Origin of the sequence: Treponema sp. Marseille-Q4523 (assembly GCF_016901105.1) — a bacterium.
Taxonomy (GTDB): Bacteria; Spirochaetota; Spirochaetia; order Treponematales; family Treponemataceae; genus Treponema_D.
In genome coordinates this window covers 1-18,068 of the sequence record NZ_JAFEVM010000045.1, presented here as the reverse complement: position 1 = coordinate 18,068, position 18,068 = coordinate 1, and the positions used below count along the sequence as shown (strand labels likewise).

At 51.2% G+C, this 18,068-nt stretch carries 18 protein-coding genes and 1 pseudogene; 5 read left to right on the top strand and 14 right to left on the bottom strand.

Translation table 11 applies throughout. The features are described 5' to 3' along the window. Positions 1 to 232 precede the first annotated feature (232 nt). The 5 genes from rpmF to JSQ97_RS11485 all read left to right on the top strand — a co-directional run bounded on the left by rpmF (position 233) and on the right by JSQ97_RS11485 (position 4,945). Positions 233 to 421, top strand: coding sequence for a 50S ribosomal protein L32 (rpmF, locus tag JSQ97_RS11505; RefSeq protein WP_180486266.1), 189 nt, complete (start codon positions 233 to 235; stop codon positions 419 to 421). Positions 422 to 437: 16 nt separating this feature from the next. Continuing rightward, positions 438 to 680 carry an acyl carrier protein gene (acpP, locus tag JSQ97_RS11500; RefSeq protein ID WP_016520105.1) on the top strand — a complete coding sequence of 81 codons (243 nt, stop codon included), beginning with the start codon at positions 438 to 440 and terminating at the stop codon, positions 678 to 680. 79 nt (positions 681 to 759) lie between these two features. After that, positions 760 to 1,509: a ribonuclease III gene (rnc, locus tag JSQ97_RS11495; RefSeq protein WP_205076185.1), complete on the top strand. Its 750-nt coding sequence runs from the start codon at positions 760 to 762 to the stop codon at positions 1,507 to 1,509. A gap of 24 nt (positions 1,510 to 1,533) precedes the next feature. Next, the gene (locus JSQ97_RS11490) at positions 1,534 to 4,374 is read left to right on the top strand and encodes an adenylate/guanylate cyclase domain-containing protein (protein ID WP_205076184.1); all 2,841 of its coding nucleotides are present in this window, start codon (positions 1,534 to 1,536) and stop codon (positions 4,372 to 4,374) included. An 85-nt stretch (positions 4,375 to 4,459) separates the two neighbouring features. Beyond that, positions 4,460 to 4,945 (top strand): cupin domain-containing protein, encoded by a 486-nt coding sequence (locus JSQ97_RS11485; RefSeq protein ID WP_205076183.1) that lies wholly within the window; start codon positions 4,460 to 4,462, stop codon positions 4,943 to 4,945. A 135-nt stretch (positions 4,946 to 5,080) separates the two neighbouring features. On the opposite strand, the gene JSQ97_RS11480 is transcribed toward JSQ97_RS11485, so the two are convergent. The 14 genes and pseudogenes from JSQ97_RS11480 to JSQ97_RS11420 all read right to left on the bottom strand — a co-directional run. Further along, positions 5,081 to 5,428 (bottom strand): hypothetical protein, encoded by a 348-nt coding sequence (locus JSQ97_RS11480; protein WP_205076182.1) that lies wholly within the window; start codon positions 5,426 to 5,428, stop codon positions 5,081 to 5,083. Positions 5,429 to 5,466: 38 nt separating this feature from the next. Then, complete coding sequence (locus tag JSQ97_RS11475) at positions 5,467 to 7,077, bottom strand: FAD-dependent oxidoreductase (RefSeq protein WP_205076181.1); 1,611 nt, start codon at positions 7,075 to 7,077, stop codon at positions 5,467 to 5,469. Between the two features lie 19 nt (positions 7,078 to 7,096). Further along, positions 7,097 to 7,774: a 4Fe-4S dicluster domain-containing protein gene (locus JSQ97_RS11470; protein WP_205076180.1), complete on the bottom strand. Its 678-nt coding sequence runs from the start codon at positions 7,772 to 7,774 to the stop codon at positions 7,097 to 7,099. 299 nt (positions 7,775 to 8,073) lie between these two features. Beyond that, the gene (locus tag JSQ97_RS11465) at positions 8,074 to 8,901 is read right to left on the bottom strand and encodes an FAD/NAD(P)-binding protein (RefSeq protein WP_205076179.1); all 828 of its coding nucleotides are present in this window, start codon (positions 8,899 to 8,901) and stop codon (positions 8,074 to 8,076) included. Further along, positions 8,891 to 9,958 (bottom strand): 4Fe-4S dicluster domain-containing protein, encoded by a 1,068-nt coding sequence (locus JSQ97_RS11460; RefSeq protein ID WP_205076178.1) that lies wholly within the window; start codon positions 9,956 to 9,958, stop codon positions 8,891 to 8,893. The genes JSQ97_RS11465 and JSQ97_RS11460 overlap by 11 nt, the downstream gene beginning before the upstream one ends. Beyond that, positions 9,955 to 10,929 (bottom strand): 4Fe-4S dicluster domain-containing protein, encoded by a 975-nt coding sequence (locus JSQ97_RS11455; protein ID WP_205076177.1) that lies wholly within the window; start codon positions 10,927 to 10,929, stop codon positions 9,955 to 9,957. The genes JSQ97_RS11460 and JSQ97_RS11455 overlap by 4 nt, the downstream gene beginning before the upstream one ends. Beyond that, complete coding sequence (locus tag JSQ97_RS11450; RefSeq protein WP_239447113.1) at positions 10,914 to 11,462, bottom strand: hydrogenase iron-sulfur subunit; 549 nt, start codon at positions 11,460 to 11,462, stop codon at positions 10,914 to 10,916. Before JSQ97_RS11450 ends, JSQ97_RS11455 begins: the two co-directional genes overlap by 16 nt. Further along, positions 11,453 to 13,450 (bottom strand): CoB--CoM heterodisulfide reductase iron-sulfur subunit A family protein, encoded by a 1,998-nt coding sequence (locus JSQ97_RS11445; RefSeq protein WP_187383747.1) that lies wholly within the window; start codon positions 13,448 to 13,450, stop codon positions 11,453 to 11,455. Before JSQ97_RS11445 ends, JSQ97_RS11450 begins: the two co-directional genes overlap by 10 nt. Before the next feature lie 2 nt (positions 13,451 to 13,452). Then, the gene (locus JSQ97_RS11440; RefSeq protein WP_205076176.1) at positions 13,453 to 13,848 is read right to left on the bottom strand and encodes a 4Fe-4S dicluster domain-containing protein; all 396 of its coding nucleotides are present in this window, start codon (positions 13,846 to 13,848) and stop codon (positions 13,453 to 13,455) included. Beyond that, positions 13,835 to 14,653, bottom strand: coding sequence for a CoB--CoM heterodisulfide reductase iron-sulfur subunit B family protein (locus JSQ97_RS11435; RefSeq protein ID WP_205076175.1), 819 nt, complete (start codon positions 14,651 to 14,653; stop codon positions 13,835 to 13,837). The genes JSQ97_RS11440 and JSQ97_RS11435 overlap by 14 nt, the downstream gene beginning before the upstream one ends. Before the next feature lie 78 nt (positions 14,654 to 14,731). Further along, positions 14,732 to 16,123 (bottom strand): class II fumarate hydratase, encoded by a 1,392-nt coding sequence (fumC, locus tag JSQ97_RS11430; protein WP_205076174.1) that lies wholly within the window; start codon positions 16,121 to 16,123, stop codon positions 14,732 to 14,734. A gap of 254 nt (positions 16,124 to 16,377) precedes the next feature. Continuing rightward, positions 16,378 to 17,325: an L-lactate dehydrogenase gene (locus JSQ97_RS11425; RefSeq protein WP_205076173.1), complete on the bottom strand. Its 948-nt coding sequence runs from the start codon at positions 17,323 to 17,325 to the stop codon at positions 16,378 to 16,380. Positions 17,326 to 17,519: 194 nt separating this feature from the next. Next, on the bottom strand, positions 17,520 to 17,777 hold the full coding sequence (locus JSQ97_RS13230) for a type II toxin-antitoxin system VapC family toxin (RefSeq protein ID WP_432894889.1): 258 nt from the start codon (positions 17,775 to 17,777) through the stop codon (positions 17,520 to 17,522). Then, positions 17,755 to 18,003, bottom strand: a pseudogene (locus JSQ97_RS11420) (type II toxin-antitoxin system RelB/DinJ family antitoxin); the annotation flags it as partial. The gene JSQ97_RS13230 and the pseudogene JSQ97_RS11420, both read right to left, overlap by 23 nt. Positions 18,004 to 18,068: the final 65 nt, after the last annotated feature.

The window sequence follows — 18,068 nt, the reverse complement described above, 5'->3', positions numbered from 1 at the left end:
TCGGTCAATTTCTTTTTCGTTTTCATGTCTAACCCCATCTTGCCCTTCCTTCGGGCTTCTATTTTGGGTTAGATTTTTACGTGATGAACAGCTTTTTTTTCGGTTAGATTTAACGTGAGGCAATGCGGAGCGTTGACTAAAAGCGGAAAAATGTTATAATAGATTGACATTAGGCTGGAAACTGTTGTACTATTGACCGCAGTTATTCAGAAAAAAGCGAGGTTTAAGTATAATGGCAGTACCCAGATCAAAAACTTCAAAAGCCGTGACGAAAAGACGGCAGGGTGTGAATATGCATCTTGTGGCACCGCAGCTTGTTCCGTGCAACAACTGCGGGAACCTGGTGCAGCCGCATCGTGTTTGTCCGAAATGCGGATTTTACCGCGGACGTCAGGTAATTACGCCGGAATCAAACGGCTGATGCAGGGAGCGTAAACATGGACGAATTATTCAACAAAATCCAGAAACTCATTGCCGAGAAGCTGGAAATCGATGAAAGCAAAATTACCCTCGATTCTTCTTTCAGAGGAGATCTCGGTGCGGACAGTCTCGACACTTACGAGCTCGTCTACGCGATCGAAGAAGAATTGGGTGTGAGCATTCCCGATGACAAAGCGAACGAATTCGAAACCGTCCGCGACGCGTACGAATTCATCAAAGCCGAACAGGCAAAAAAATAACGGAGCCGTTGAGGCGCCTTATGATAAAAACACAAGCCCTCACGCTTGTGTTTTTTTTATGACGTAGGTTGGCGGGCTTATGTGCATAAAACGAAAAAGCTTTTCATCCGAACGTAAAAAACAACTCGTTGCCTTTTGTAAGCCGCTCGGCTTACGCTTTCGCGATCTTTCGCTCCTCGAACTCGCGTTCCGCCATCGTTCGTATTCGAACGAAAGCGACGATAAACATCCCGTCAACAACGAACGCCTCGAGTTTTTGGGCGATTCGGTGCTGGGTCTTGCTGCTGCGGCATATCTGTACGAAACTTTTGAAGATAATCCCGAAGGGGATTTGGCGCGGATCAAAGCCGTCGTCGTTTCGGAAAAGACGCTCGCGCCGATCGCGCTCCGTTTCGGCATCGACAAAATGCTCGTTTTGGGACACGGGGAGGAGCTGAGCGGCGGCAGACAAAAGCCCGCCATACTCGCGGACTGTATGGAATCGATCATAGGTGCGTACTTTCTCGATTCGGGGTATGCGGCCGCCGAAAAATACGTGCTTTCGTTTCTCGTCCCTGAAATCGAAAAAGTCCACGACGACCGCGGCTCGAAAGATTATAAAACCCTGCTCCAGGAATTGTATCAAAAAAAGACGAAAGAGTGTCCTCGCTACGAAACGGTGAGTGTCACCGGCCCCGATCACGATCGAACGTTTTCCGTCGCGGTGCATCTGGGAGACGCCGCATACGGTCCCGAAAGCGGTAAAAGTAAAAAGGAAGCCGAACAAAAGGCTGCAAAAAAAGCGTATACGGTTCTGACTTTTGAGACAGACCCTCTGACAGATGCGTAAATGTGTGCTATACTGAAAGGCAGTATGGCACAGGAAAAGAAAACAAAAAAAAGCTCGTCTTTTTTTACATCACTCGCTTTTATCGTTCTCATTGTAAGTGCAGCCGTTTTTTCTCTGCTCGGCGTTTTCGGTTTTTTTCAAAAACTCGATTATCGCATGTACGACCTTTTGCTCGGTCTTCGAAAAGAGCCGAAGCAATCGGAAAAGATTTTATTCGTCAACATCGATGACGAGTCGATTCAGGCGCTCGGCGAATGGCCGTGGAGCCGTGACATCATCGCCGATTGTCTTTTGCGCATACGCGAACTCGGTGCGGAAAGCGTCGTTTTCGATGTCGAATACCTTTCACCGTCTCCGCGAGGAGTGGCGCCGAACGCCGAAGAAAATATGAACGCGGCGATTTCGGCAGGCAGGAGCGACATCACCGACGTCATCAACGAACTTTCCGAATCGGTGAGCCGCGGTTTCATCTCCCGCGCGGAGTTGCCGGCAGTGACGAAAGATATGATCGCCGATTACATCGATCCCGCGCTTTCGAATATGCAGGCCGATATCGCATCGAAAATGTACCGCGATAACGACGATTATTTTGCAAGAGCGATCCAGTTTTTCGGCAACACGTGGCTTACGGTAAACACGCGCGACGTTGCGATCACGCTTTCCGACGAAGAAAGGACGTACGCGCAAAAACGCATTTTGCTGTCGAACGTCACCGATACCGGCGGTTTTATTCTGCGCGACAATCAGCATACGTCGGACGAACAGTATAACGGACAAAAAACGGGATTCGCTCCCGCGCTCCACACGCTTATCGCTCGCGCATCAGGCGCGGGGTTTACGAACGTCGTCATCGACAGCGACGGCACGCGGAGGAGAATCGAACTGCTCTACGATTACGACGGAAAATACGCGGCTCAGCTTTCGTTTGCGCCGCTCTTGCATACGCTCGATGCCGAACGTATGGAGCGTACGCGGAACTCGCTCATCGTATTCAACGCGCTTTTTCCGGGAGAGACGGAAAGAACGACCGTAAAGATACCGCTCGACAGCCGCGGGCGCATGCTTATCAACTGGCTGCACCGTGAGCAGGGAAAATCGTTTCGAAACGAATCGCTCGTCTTTTTAAAAGATCTCGATTTTATCGAAGAGGCCGTCGTCGCAACGCTCGGCAATATACGCGGCAACGAACTGCTTGCTCCCGACGGAAGCGCGCTTGCCTATACGGGTGCTGCGGAAAAATTATTAAAACAATATAAAGCGATCGACGAAAAAAAGCAGGCGCTGCTTGCCAAGTGCGCGGGTTTTAACGAAGACGGCGAACTTATCGACGGGATAAGCGCAGGTGAATACGAAAACTATTTTGCCGCGAGGGAAGCCTTTTACGACGATATCGGTTTGTTTATAGATGCGGGCTATATGAAAACGATCGATGATCGTATGAAAGAACTTTTAAAAGCGGGACTGCAGCAAGAGCAAGCCGAGAGTTTTATCGACGTCATGAAAGAGCAATTCGACCTCCTTTCCGACAATTATAAAACCTATCTGCAGTACGTACACGATATGAAAGACGTATACCGCGCGTCGTACTGCATCATCGGAAACACTGCATCGAGCACGACCGATCTCGGAACGAACCCCTTTACGCGAAGCTATCCGAATGTCGGCACGCATGCGAACGTTATGAACACGATTTTGCAGCGAGATTTTATCACGCCGTTGCCGTGGTATTGCGGCATGATCGCGGCCTTTGTTTTAATGCTTTTCGTCATGTTGATCACGTACGGCAGATCCGATGCGATGCAAAATACCGTGATCGGCATCGCAGCAGCTCTCGTCGTGAGCGCCTTCGTGCTGCTCATGATCGTCCCCGGCTATTATATTCCGCCGGTCGCACCCGGCCTTTTTACGCTGTTCGTATATATCGCGGGGATCATTTTGCGCTTTGTGCTCAGTGACAGGGAAAAGCGATTTTTGCGCCGTGCGTTTTCGACCTATCTTTCGAAAGACGTTGTCAACGCGATCGTCGAAGATCCCGAAAAACTTTCGCTCGGCGGAGAAGACAAACACATGACAGCGCTCTTTTCCGATATCAAAGGATTTTCGTCGTTCAGCGAACTCGTCACGCCGACGCAGCTCGTATCGATTTTAAACGAATACCTCGGTTTGCTCAGCGATACGATTTTGAACTATAACGGCACGATCGATAAATACATCGGAGACGCGATCGTTTCGTTTTTCGGCGCACCGATCGATTTGCCCGATCATGCATACCGCGCCTGTGCCGCGGCTGTGCGCATGAAGCAGGCGGAAAAACTGTACAATGAGAAGCACCTTGCGAATAAGGATATTCCGCGCGAACTCGAAACGAGGATCGGCATCAACACGGGCAATATGGTCGTCGGAAACATGGGTACGAATATGAAGATGAATTACACGATCATGGGCAATGACGTAAACCTCGCGAGCAGACTCGAAGGCGTTAATAAAATCTACAAGTCGTGGATCCTCGTTTCCGAGACGACGTGGAACGAAGCCGATTCGGGCGAACACAAAGGCGAACTCGTTTCCAGGAGACTCGACAGAGTGCGCGTCGTCGGGATCAATAAGCCCGTACAGCTGTACAATATACTCGGCTTCAAAAGCGAAATGCCGCAGAACGAACTTGCGTCCCTCGATGAATTCCACGAAGCGCTCGACAAATACCTCGCCCGCGATTTTAAAAAAGCGGGGAAGATGTTTATGAATGCCAATAAACTCAACCCGGCCGACGGAGCATCTCTCGTGTTCGCCGAACGCTGTAAAGATTACCTCAAACAGGGTATCCCCGACGATTGGGACGGCGTGATGAATATGACGACGAAATGATAAATCGGGAGTTTAACAAAATTATTGACAGAAGCAAATTGAGGAATTAAAATCGATTTATAATCATTTTCTAAGAGGACAATCTATGAAAACAAAGAAAATGTTTGTACCGGTTTTAATCGGTTTATTTGCGGTGACGGTCTTTACGGCAACGACAAAGCTGTATGCCCAAAAAAGCCAAGGTGCAGATATGGATAGGAGCATCCAGGTTTATAAAAGAGGCGAACTTACGCCGTGGAACAGGGAAAAGGCGGGCGGCGGTGTCGGACCTTTGCTGGGCGATTTTTCTTATACCAGAAATCAAACCGGAAATCAGGACGCTTTTAAAGAGATCGGTTGGCTTACTTTGCCGAAGGGTGCTGCGATAGGATTGCACAAGCATACCAACAATGAAGACGTGTATATCATCATTTCGGGCAAAGGACTTTTTACCGATTCAAACGGTGTCGAAATCGAAGTCGGACCGGGCGATATAACGATAGCAAGACCGGGTCAATCTCACGCTTTAAAAAACATAGGGGACGAACCTCTTATTTTTATTAACGTTATCGCGCAGCTTTCAGCTTCGTAAGGCGGAACGGTTCTGTCTGAAAAGTCGATTGCTTTTCAGACAGCTGTCGTATTCTTTATATGATAGTACCGGCGAGCGCGCAAATCAAATCGTCCGCTTGCGCGACTTTATCGAAGCGGACGGGCGCATGAGCGCTTACGCTTCGATGATAATCGTTTCACTCACCGAATTTTCGATCCGCTTATTCCGAAAATAGAGGCATATATCCGTCGTCACCATGATGATGTTCGGGATATAAAACCAAAACGCGAGGTTGTATTTGTGTTCGAGAAACTTTGCGCTTATGCCGCAGATATAGCCGAATGTGATAAAGCACATAAACAAAAGGCTTTTGCCCTTTGTCGACTTCGATTTCAGCGAGCGGGCGATCGACATCGGCCACGAAAGACCGAAGCACAAAATCATAATCGATTCGAGAATGCTCGCGGGGTAAAATACGCCGCCTTTTAAGATCCCGAGAAATTCAAGTACCTGATGTTCCATAGTTTTTATCATTCCTTCCTGTGCAGATTATATCGTTTTTAGAGTTCGCCGTCTCTATGCGTATAATGCGGCAAAAGGCGGGGTGAGCGCGTTTGCGTTTTTATGCCCGCCGCTGCCCGCTCTTTTTCGAAATCCTTTACGTGTTCGAGCGAAAGTTTTTGAGGCATCGCGTTTTTTTGCGCCTCTCGTGCGCCCGCCGTTCCCGCGATGCGTCCGAAGACGACGACGTCCAAAAGCGAGTTGCCCATGAGACGGTTCGTCCCGTGGATGCCGCCGGATGCTTCGCCTGCGACGAAGAGGTTTCCGATATTCGTTTTGCACTCCCTGTCGATTTCGACGCCGCCGTTTTGATAGTGCAGGGTGGGGTAGACGAGGATCGGATCGCGCCTGATATCGATGTCGTATTTTTCGAACATGCGCAGCATCGCGGGTATGCGCTTTTCGATCGTGCCTTCGCCGTTTTTCAACTCGATCATCGGCGTGTCGAGCCATACGCCTTCTCCCATACCCGTCGGAATGCCTTTGCCTTTTTTTACTTCGCGGATGATGCCGGCCGCTTCCACGTCGCGCGTTTCAAGCGGATGGATAAAAGCGTCCCCGTCGATATTGCACACTTTTGCGCCGAGTGAGCGCACTTTTTCCGTAACGAGCGCGCCGAACACTTGCTGCGGATAGGCGACGCCGGTCGGATGGTATTGGAGCGAATACTGATAGAGGAGTTTTGCGCCCGCGCGATACGCAAGCACGAGTCCGTCCGCCGTCGCGCCGTAGTGGTTCGATGTCGGAAAGCCCTGATAGTGCATGCGTCCGGCTCCCCCCGTCGCGATGATGACGGCTTTCGCCTTTGCGACGAGCAGCTCTTTCGTTTCCATGTTCATGAGCACGGCACCGGCACAGTTTCCTTTTTCATCTTTTAATAATTCCACCGCGCTCGTAAAATCGACGACGGTGATCCGCTCGGCGCGATTTAAAACTTCGTCGCGGAGCGTGCGCATGATTTCGGCGCCCGAATAATCTTTACACGCGTGCATGCGCTTTCTGCTCGTGCCGCCTCCGTGCGTCGTAATCATCGTGCCGTCTTTTTCTTTGTCGAATTCGACGCCGAGCGTATTGAGCCACTGAATCGTTTCGGGCGCACGGGTGACGAGTTCGTAGACGAGTTCCTTTTTTGCGTCGAAGTGACCGCCGCCGAAAGCGTCGAGAAAATGCCGTTCGGGCGAATCGTTCGCTTTGTCGGCCGCTTGAATGCCGCCTTCGGCCATCATCGTGTTCGCATCTCCGACGCGGAGTTTTGTGACGAGGAGCACTTTTGCGCCCGCGTTGTCCGCTTCTATCGCCGCCGCCGTTCCCGCACCACCTCCTCCGATGATGAGTACGTCGGTTTCGTAATCGGCTTTCGTCAAATCGATTTTTTCAGGTTCTATGCGCGGCATGCCTTGTAAAATTTCCGCAAGCTCAAGCGGCGCTTTTTCACCCTTATTCGGCCCGATTGTAAGTTCGGTAAACTGCTCCGTTATATGATCGGGATGATATTCCCGCAGGACTGCGTCTTTTTCTTCCGCGCTCATGCGGCGCGGTTCAAATGCGGCGTTTTCCTTTCTCTTTGCGGCGACCTTTTCCGCCGACTCTTTCATAATGCCCGTATACATGTGTTCACGCTCCTTTTCGTCACGCTTCGATGTCGCGGCTGTTGTACAGCTCTTTGATTTGATCGATCGGCTTTGCCATAAGATTTTGAATCAGGCTTTCGAATTTTCCGTCTTTGATCTCTCCGACGCGTTCGGTCAAATGCTTTGCTTCCGGCTGGATGTATTTGCCGTTTAAGCGGCGCGCGAGTTCGGCCACTTGCGGATGGCTGATTTCTGCCGGACAGCGCGACGAGCAGATGCCGCACATAACGCAGTCGAAAGATTCGTCCGCGCAGTTTTGAAATTCGCCGCGCTGCGCATAGGCGATGTACTGCATGACGTGCAAATTCTGCGGGCACGCGCGAGTACACGCATTGCAGCCGACGCACGCGTAGATTTCTGGATAGAGCTCCATCATGATCCGCTGTTCGGCCGTGACCGCATCGATGTCGTACACTTGTTTTACGAGCGGAAAAAACGGCAGCGTCGCGATGTACATATCGTCGACGACTTTTGTCTGGCACGCCAAGCACGTGTACAGGCGGTTTTGTCCTTTGATGCGGTACACCGTCGCGCATGCGCCGCAAAAACCGTTTCTGCACCCGCAGCCGCGCACGAGTTCGTAACCGGCGTATTCCATCGCATTCATGATCGTCAGATGTTCGGGCACTTCATATCGTTTCCCGAACAGGTAAATGTTTATCAATTTTTCCGACATAGCACAGTCCTCTTTAAATTATTAGGTCAAATTTCGAGTTTTGAAAATATTAGCTAAATAAATCGATGCTTTCGGCAAGAACCCGTCCGCTTAGCCGCGGTCGAGCTTTTGGGGCAGGCTTCCGTAAGCCTAACGCTCGAAACGGCACGCAGCCGGAACCTCGCCGTAAGCATAATTTTATTTATTTTCAAAACTCGCCATTTATTGATACCTCAAACAGTTGGAAAATTTCGAGTTTAATAAAACTCGAAAAGTACAGCTTTGTTAGCTGATACTTTCCAAACTCGACATATCGTCCGTCAATATTCGGGCGGAAGGGCTCCGAGTTCGTCGAACGAAAACACCGGCCCGTCTTTACATACGTATTTGTCGCCGATATTGCACCTGCCGCATTTTCCGATGCCGCATTTCATACGCATCTCCATTGTCGTAAATATCTGCGTATCTTTAAAGCCGATCTCTTTGAGTCCGGCGAGCGTCAAGTGGATGAGGATGGGCGGACCGCACATGATCGCCGTCATACTCGTATCGGGGTTGAGCTCTTTGACATAGGGCGGCACAAAACCGACGTGACCGTCCCAATCGTCTTGAGCTTTATCGATCGTCAAATATACGGTAAAGTCCGGAGCTTTCATCCACTCTTCGGTGATCTCTTTGTACGCGACGAGATCCTGTTTCGAGCGCGAACCGTAAACGATCGTCACTTTGCCGTAATCGCTTCGGTGAGAACGGACGTAGTTGATGACGCTTCGAAGCGGAGCGAGACCTATACCGCCTGCGACAAAGAGCAAGTCTTTGCCTTTAAAAACGGTGTCGACGGGAAAGCCGTTTCCGAGCGGACCTCTCACGCCTATCTCCTGTCCTTCTTCGGCCGCATGCAGCCACGACGTGACGCATCCGCATTTTTTTATGCTGAACTCCTGATATGCTTCGACCGTCGGAGAGGACGTTATCGAAATCATGGAATCCCCGACGCCCGGAACGGAGAGTATCGCGCACTGACCGGGCTTGTGGTAAAACAATTTTTTCCCGTCGCGTCCGACCACGCGGAAAGTCTTTACGTCTCCCGTTTCATCGCGTATGTCGGTGATCACGCCGATGTACGGAATCAACATGTCATTTTCCATCGTGTACCTCCGGCTTTTCGATTCGGGTGTCGTCGTTTATCGTTTTCATAACTTTTACGATGTTCATGCGGATGGGGCAGCTTTCAAGACAGCGCCCGCAGCCGACGCAGCTGTAAACGCCGCCGTGATCCATCGGATAATACACGAGCTTGTGCATAAAGCGCTGACGGAAGCGCTCCTTTTGCGTGTGTCGCGGATTTTCTGCCGCCATCTTTGTAAAGTCCGAAAACATACAGCTGTCCCAGCAGCGGAACTGCCGTATGCCGCATCCGGTATCGAAACTCCTGATGTCAAAACACATGCACGTCGGACACACGTATGTACAAGTGCCGCAGCCCAAGCACGCTTCCGAAAGGTTTTCCCACACCGGCAGATTGAAAATCGAAAGCATGTTTTCGCCGCGAAATTTCGAAAGGTCGATATCGACGAAAGGCAGTTTGTCGATTTTTTCCCGCGTCGCCTTTTGCTGTTTTTCGACGATATCCGCGCCGCTCTCGCTCGTCATGCTTTTGATGATTTCGATAAACGCGTCTCCCTTTTCGGTGTTTGCGCGAAAAAAGACGTTTCCGTCGGCGATCCACGCGCTCGCATCTCCTTGCGGCTCGGCAGCATCGATGCCGTAGAGTTTACAAAAACAGGTTTCTTTCGGTTCCGAGCAGGCGAGCGTGACGACGGTACCGTGTTCACGCCGCGTTTTGTAGTAGGTGTCGACCGGCTCCATATTGATGTACACGTCGTCGACGATCGCAAAACTTGCAGCGTCGCACGCACGTACGCCGAAAACGACAAAGTCTTCCGATTCGGTACGCGGATCTTCGACTTCGATTTTTTTGCCCGAAAGCTTGTAGTGCACGAGGTTTTCGATTTTCGGAAAGAAAAAATCTTTTGCCGATCTCACCGTTTTAAGCTCGGACGAAAGGACGGCGCCTTTTTTCCAGCGTTTAAAATCGGCTTTACCCGATGCGTCGTCTACGGGAATATACAGCGCTTCCTTTTGTGCGATGAGGGCAAAGAGCTCGTCGAGTTTTTCAAACGGCAGCGATACGAAAGTTCTCATAACGTACCTCCCGAACGCGAATAGATGATGTCGGGCTCCGCGTCGCTCGTCCTATACGTGAGCATCGGCGGCTTTGTCTCCATATCGCTTCCCGCCGTGTAAGAACCGTAGAGTTCGTCGATGTCTTTAATAAATTTTCGATTGATGAGGTGCAGCGGAATACGCTGGGGACACACGCGAGAGCATTCGCCGCAGTCGGTACAACGGCCTGCAACGTGCCACGCGCGGATGATATGGTACATGCTCTCTTCGAAACTCGATGCGGCGACTTTTTGTGCAGCGCCGGATGCGGGGTTGTCGAATACGCACGTCGTACAAGTACAGGCGGGACAGACGTCGCGGCACGCATTGCAGCGGATACAGCGCGAAAGTTCGTTTTGCCAAAACGCAAAGCGCTCTTCTTCCGTCATCGCTTCGAGCTTTGCAACTTCGTCGAAGCGCGCGGAATCCCTGACGTCTCCGTCTTCTCCGATAAGTTCGTCGCAGCCGATGTGTTTTTTGCTTTTGCACACGGCGCAGCGTTCGGACAGCTCTCTTTTTTCGGGGTCTTTCATGCCGTCGCACGGAACGCCGATCGCGTATACGTCGCTTCTGAAAATGCGGTGTTCTTTCAGCAATTCGGTAAAGCTGTAGGTGTCGCAGGGTTTTAAAAACACGAGTATTTTCGCTTCGGGTTCCGCCTGCGTTTCGGCGTTCGCGTCTTTTTGTTTTGCAAGCGCGTTGTTCGCACGCACGGTATTTTTCGCCGTTTCGATTTTGCGCGTTTCTTTGACGAGGTATTTCGACAGATTCGCCGCACTGTATTCGTTGTATACGAAGTTTTTTTCGACATCGTCCGCCGACGTAAAAAGCGAAGGCGTTACATCGTAATCGAAAAGGCCTCTTCTCCAGCCGAGCACGAGCTGTACGGTTTTATCCGCAAGCAGCGCTTTTGCGCGGCTTACCAATTCGCCGGTCATTTCGCTTTGCATCGTAAATCCTCCAGCCGTTTGTTTTCTCCGAGCGCCGTTACCGTCTCGACGAATTCATGCATCGTTTTGGCAAATTTTGCGCCTTCCGCCGCGGACACCCATTCGACTCTCGTCCTCCCTTTTTCGATGCCGAGGAATTCGAGCATGGAAAAGAGGAGCGTCATACGCCGTCTCGCAAAATAGTTGCCGCTCGTATAGTGACAGTCTCCCGGGTGACAGCCGCAGAGGATGACGCCGTCGGCTCCCCGCTGAAACGCGCGCAGGATAAAGATCGGGTTCAGGCGGCACGAACAGGGAATGCGGATGATTTTGACGTCGGCGGGATATTCGAGGCGATTGCTGCCGGCCAAATCCGCTCCCGCGTACGAACACCAGTTGCAGCAAAAGGCTACGATCTTCGGTTTGAATGCACTCTTTTTTTCGAGAACATCGTTTCCGGCAGCCGTATCGACAGTCTTCGGCTTCGTGCCGCTTTTCGTGCCGGCGTTTGAGGAAATACCGGGTGCAAACGCCGTATCGTTTTTTACAGACATAGCGCATCGACCTCCGCCATGATTTCTTTATTCGTAAATCCTTTGAGATCCATCGCTCCCGAGGGACAGGCGACCGTACACGCGCCGCAGCCTTGACAGACGGCAGGGTTTACCTGCGCGACTCGGCGCGTCACCGTCGTGCGGTTTATGCCGCGGAAGTCTTTATCGATATACGTGATCGCACCGTAGGGACACACGTTTTCGCACTGCGAGCAGCCGTTGCACATCGCTTCGTCGGATTCGGCGACGCAGGGATTGTTTTTCAGTTTATCCTTTACAAGCAATCCGATAACTTTGCTCGCCGCCGCGCTTGCCTGCGAAACCGTTTCGGGTATATCCTTCGGCCCCTGTGCGCAGCCTGAAAGATAGACGCCGGCAGTCGGGCTTTCGACGGGGCGGAGTTTCGGATGCGCTTCGGTAAAAAAGTCGTTCGTGTCCATGCTCGCGGTGAGCATCGTCGCCAATGAGCGCGCGGACTTATCCGCTTCGATGGAAGCGGCGAGTACGACCATGTCGGCTTTGATGTGCACTTGTTTATCCATGAGCAGATCCGAGCCTTGCACGTCGAGCGTGCCGTCTTCTTCGACGGACACTTTTCCGACCATGCCTTTGATATAGTGCACGCCGTACTGTTCAACCGCTCTCCGGTAGAATTCGTCGAAGTTTTTTCCCGGTGTACGCACGTCGATATAAAACACGTAGCACTCCGTATCGGGGTAGTGGTCTCTCGTGAGGATCGCGTGCTTTGCCGTGTACATACAGCATATTTTCGAACAGTATTCGTGACCCTTTTCCGCGTCCGCCGAACAGCGGCTTCCGACGCATTGGACGAATACGATCGTTTTGGGATGCCTGCCGTCGGAAGGGCGGAGCAGGGTGCCGCCGGTAGGCCCCGCCGCATTCATGAGGCGTTCGAATTCGAGGGATGATACGACGTCTTTGCTCTGCGAATACGCGAACTCGTCGAACTTCGACAAGTCGATCGGATTGTAGCCGGTCGCGGCAACGATGGCTCCGTATTTTTCTTCGATGAACGTATCTTTCGCACCGTAGTCGATCGCCTTAGCCTGACACACCATCGAACAGACGCCGCATTTTCCCGACGTGAGCTTCATGCAGTGTGCGGCATCGATCGTCGCGATTTTCGGAACGGCTTGCGCAAAGGGAATATAGATCGCGGAGCGCTTGTCGAGATTCATATTGAATTCGTTCGGCACTTTTTTTTGCGGACACTTTTGCACGCATTCGCCGCAGCCCGTACATTTCGTTTCGTCGACGTAGCGCGCTTTGCGCTTTATCGTCACGGTAAAGTTTCCGACGAATCCTTTGATATCCGTCACTTCGCTGTACGAGAGGATCCTGATATTTTCATTTTGCCCGCATTCGACCATGCGCGGCGTGAGGATACAGGCCGCACAGTCGAGCGTCGGAAAGGTTTTGTCGAGCTGCGCCATTTTGCCGCCGATCGTCGGCTTCGCTTCGACGATGTCTACCGGAAACCCCGCGTCCGCGATGTCGATCGCCGTCTGAATGCCCGCGATACCTCCGCCGATGACGAGAGCGCGTTTGGTGACTGGCGTTTCGCCCGCAGTGAGCGGTTCGTTCAACAGCACTTTTGCGATCGCAGCTTTTCCGAGCGAAATCGCTTTTGCCGTCGCCGTCGGCATATCTTTGCATATCCACGAATCCTGCTCTCGGATGTTCGCTACTTCGAGCAGGTAGGGATTGATACCCGCTTTTTCCGCACACTTTCGGAACGTCGCTTCGTGCATACGAGGCGAACAGGAACACACGACGACTCCGCCGAGCTCGTGTTTTTTTATCGTGTCGGCTATGAGATCCTGACCCGTCTGCGAACACATATAGGTGTAGTCCGTCGAAAAGACGACGCCCGCTTCTTTTCCGAGCGCGTCCGCGACGGCTTTTACATCGACCGTGCCCGCTATATTCGTGCCGCAGTGGCACACAAAAACTCCGATTTTCCGCATACTCACTTCCTATACTTTCTGAATGCGCTGACGATCGCTTGCTGCGGTATATCGCCGTCGATATACAGCGGCACTTTTTCCGCGGCGAGGCGTTCCGCACCCCGCTCGCGTTCGACGACGGTGCGCACCGCTTCCACGATCTTCGCAGGTTCGACTTGGCGCGGACACCTCTCCATGCACGCAAAACACGACAGACAGCGGTACATCGATTCCGTTTTCAAAAGCGCTTCGATATCGCCGGTTTCGACCATGTGTACGAATTCGTGCGGATGATATTCCATATCGTCGTAGGACGGGCAAGTACCCGAACACTTTCCGCACTGCATGCACTTGCGCACGTTTACTCCGCTGACCGAAAGTATTTCATCGCGGATCTTATTGAGTTCAGACTGCAGCACGGCATTGCTCCTTGACGCCGAGCGCTTCGGCGAGCAGTTCGGTAAAATACAGAACGCTTACGTTTTCAGCGCTCCGATTTTTTACGAGATTATAACGGCAGAGCGGGCAGGCGGTGACGAGCAGCTCGGCTCCCTGCGATTCGGCGTTATCCAAAATTTTTTTACACCGTTTTTCGGGAATATCCCCGCCGTCGAACATCGTGTACGCGCCGCAGCATTCGTTCCGAAGCGAATAACGCACCGGTGTCGCTCCGATCGCCGATATAAAATCTTCGAGGATGCTCGGATTTTCCGCATCGTCCATCTTCATAACGCGTCCCGGCCGCAGCAGGAGACAGCCGTAGTACGCTCCGATTTTTTTGCCCGCAAGCGGTTTCGTCACTTTCGCTTTGACGTTTTCCCAGCCGACCGCGTCGCGAAGCACTTCGAGATAGTGCAGCACCTTCGTTTCCCCGTGATAGGAGATGCCGTCGTTTTTAAAATAGTTGTTGACTTTTACGATGACGTTGTCGTCCCGCCTCATATCGTCGTTTACCTGCTTTATGACGTTGTGACACGCCGAGCATATCGTAACGAGTTCCCTCTTCGCATCGCGGGCGGCCGCAAGTGCGCGCACCGATGAAAGCTTTGTCGCGATTTCGTCTTTTGCCAGCGGATAGGTTCCGCCGCAGCACTGCCAATCGGGAATCTCTTCGAGCGTAAACCCGAGCGCTTCGGCCGAGGAACGGGCATAGCGATCCAAATCGATCGCTTTGTTCCGAAGCGTACATCCCGGAAAATACGAATATATACGGTGATCGTCCATACTCAAAAACCCCTCAATAAAACTTTTCTCCGAGCGCGTCGTGCTCTTTGCAAAGCCCGTCGCATCCGGCACCGCGCTTCAACGCTTTACGCCCGCCATTTCTTCGGGATGAAAAACTTCGTCGAATTTTTCCGCAGTCAAAAAACCGAGCGATACGCATGCATCTTTCAGCGAAATGTTTTCTTCGTACGCTTTGTGACTCGTCTTTGCCGCGTTTTCGTAACCGATGTACGGATTCAGCGCGGTGACGAGCATGAGCGAATTGTAGAGGTTGAAGTGCATTTTTTCTTTGTTCGCCGTAATGCCCGACGCGCAGTTGTCGTTGAACGACACGATCGCTTCGGAAAGCAGGCGTACCGACTGCAAAAAATTATACGCGATAACCGGCATAAATACGTTGAGTTCGAAATTGCCCTGACTCGCGCCGATACCGACGGCGACGTCGTTTCCCATCACTTGCACCGCGACCATCGTCACCGCTTCGCACTGCGTCGGATTGACTTTTCCCGGCATGATCGAAGAACCCGGCTCGTTTTCAGGGATGTGTATTTCGCCGAGACCGCAGCGCGGCCCCGAAGCGAGCCAGCGCACGTCGTTTGCGATTTTTAATAAATCCGCCGCGAGCGCTTTTACTCCTCCGTGTGCAAAGACGATTTCGTCTTTACTCGTGAGCGCGTGAAATTTATTCGGAGCCGTGATAAAGCGCTTTCCGGTGAGAGAAGACAGTTCTTCGGCAACTTTTACGTCGAAGCCTCGAGGCGCGTTGAGTCCCGTACCGACGGCCGTACCGCCGAGAGCGAGCTCTTTCAATTCGGGAAGCGCGAGTGAAATGAGGGTTTTGTCTTTTTCGAGGGACGTCCGCCAGCCGCTTATCTCCTGTGCGAACGAAATCGGGACGGCATCCTGCAAGTGCGTGCGCCCGCTTTTGACGACGTTTTCGTTTACCGCTTCGAGCTTTTTAAACGTCGATACAAGCAAGTCGATCGCCGGAAAGAGTTTATCTTCGATTTCGACGACGGCTGCGATGTGCATCGCCGTCGGAAAAGTATCGTTGCTCGACTGACTCATGTTGATGTCGTCGTTCGGATGACAGAGCTTTTTACCCGCGATTTCGTTTGCGCGGTTTGCGATCACTTCGTTCGCGTTCATATTCGACTGTGTGCCGCTTCCCGTCTGCCATACGACGAGCGGAAAGTGTTCGTCGAGTTTTCCTTCGATCACTTCGTCGCAGGCTTTTTCTATGCACGAAAGTTTTTCCGCCGTCATCTTTTCAGGCTTCAGCGCACAGTTCGCGCGCGCGGCGGCTTTTTTCAAATGCCCGAACGCTTTTGTGATCTCGCGCGGCATCGTTTCAATACCGACACCAATGCGGAAATTTTCATGGCTGCGCTCGGTTTGCGCTCCCCAATATCTATCGGCGGGAACTTTTACTTCTCCCATCGAATCGTGTTCAATTCTGAAATCGCCCATCGCTTTTCCCCGTATGTCACTATTGTAAGTAATCGTTTCGAATTTTATTAAATTCGAAACGACCGAATCGCAATTGTTAAGATGAAATGATTGCGGGTGAGGATAGTGTTCGGAAAAAGAAACCGATAATCGGGCAGCGACGCAAGATGTCAAACGGATTTTGAAATCCTGTTTTTATTAAAACGGGATCTTCGTATTCGGCGCATTTTCCGATCCTGCGAACGATCGTCCGCAATCACATCAAATCGCCGATACTAAAACCGTATCTGTTTGATCACGTCTTTTAAGCAGTCCGCGCTGCGCCGCATCTGTACGATTTCCATATCGGAAAGCGGTGCGAGCAAGTGCCCGTGAAATCCCGTGCGGCCGACGACGGAAAGCATGGAAAGGCTTACATCTTTTATGCCGTATTCGCCGTTCGCCATCGCGGAAACGGTGAGCGTCGTGTCGGCGGCGTTGTTGATGCAGTCGACGATGTGCGCGACCGAAATCGCTACGGCATAAAAGGTCGCCCCTTTGCGTTCGATGATCTTTCCGCCCGAACTTCGAATATAGGATTCGACTTCGTCGTGAACGAGCGGCGGAATGAGTTTGTCGTTGTCTTCGAGACAGGATTTATATTCGTCGACGGGGATCGTCGCGATATTTGCAAGCGACCACGGAATAAACGATGAATCTCCGTGTTCGCCGAAAACGTATGCATGTACGTTTTGCTGTGCGATGTGGTAGTATTCGGCAATGCGTGCGCGAAGGCGGGCAGTGTCGAGGATCGTTCCCGAACCGAAAACCTGATTTTGCGGCAGTCCCGACATTTTGTAAAATTGATATGTCAAAATATCTACGGGATTCGAAACGATCACGTAGATCGCCGTCGAAGCATACTTGATGATTTCGGGGATGATGCTCTTCGTGATGTCGACGTTCGTCTGCGCCAAATCCAGCCTCGACTGTCCGGGCTTTCGAGCGACGCCCGATGTCAGGATGACGATATCGGAATCCTTTGCATCCACGTAGGTTCCTGCATAAATGGTTACGGGGTCGCAGAACGGCGTACCCTGCCTAATGTCGAGCGCTTCGCCCAAAGCTTTTTGCGTATTGATATCGATCATTACGATTTCAGACGCGATGCCTTTAACGGTGAGCGAATACGCGATCGTAGAGCCTACTTGACCGGCTCCGATGATCGTGACTTTGAATGCCAATTTTTGTTCCTCTGCACTGCTACTTTGCTACAGCAAGTCTTGTATGGGGATTGCTCCCTCTTGTGCCGACGGCACATCCACAAGGAAAATAATAAAGCATTATTCCGAAAATGTAAAGCGAAAAAATTGACGAAAAATACCGCGAAAAATCGGCGAGGGGCAGGGGAGACGCAGATGATTTATTCATCGTGGGATTATTTTGCCGGATATTCTGTCGTCCAATCCTCAATTAATAGGCCTTCGACTCTTGAAAACTCTTCGACATTATGTGTTATCAAGGTTCCGTCGTTTGCCAGAACTGTCGCTGCAATCATCATGTCATTCGGACCGATTATGATGCCGTTTGACGATAAAATTTTTCTTAATTTTCCGTATTCTACTGATGATTTTTTATCAAAAACGGCTGTCGGATATAAATCAAAAAATACTTCACATTGCCTCCAGCTTTGTATCAGCAGAAAAATCCGGTTCAGCGGATATATTCATTTCGATATCTTTGCCGCTTCCGAAATATTGCCAGATATTTTTTTTATTTGAGTCATCTCTAAGGTCGAAAGGAAGTCCATTAACTGCAACCGTTTTTTTCATAAAAATCCTGATAGCTGTCGGTAAATCCAGTCCGTAATGATTATAGATATCAGTAACTTCATCTTTTAGAGCTTCATCAACTCTGACTTGAACAAGTGCCGTATTACCTTTTTATCATGCCTCCTTTTAAGTATTCACTATTCATACATTCGTAT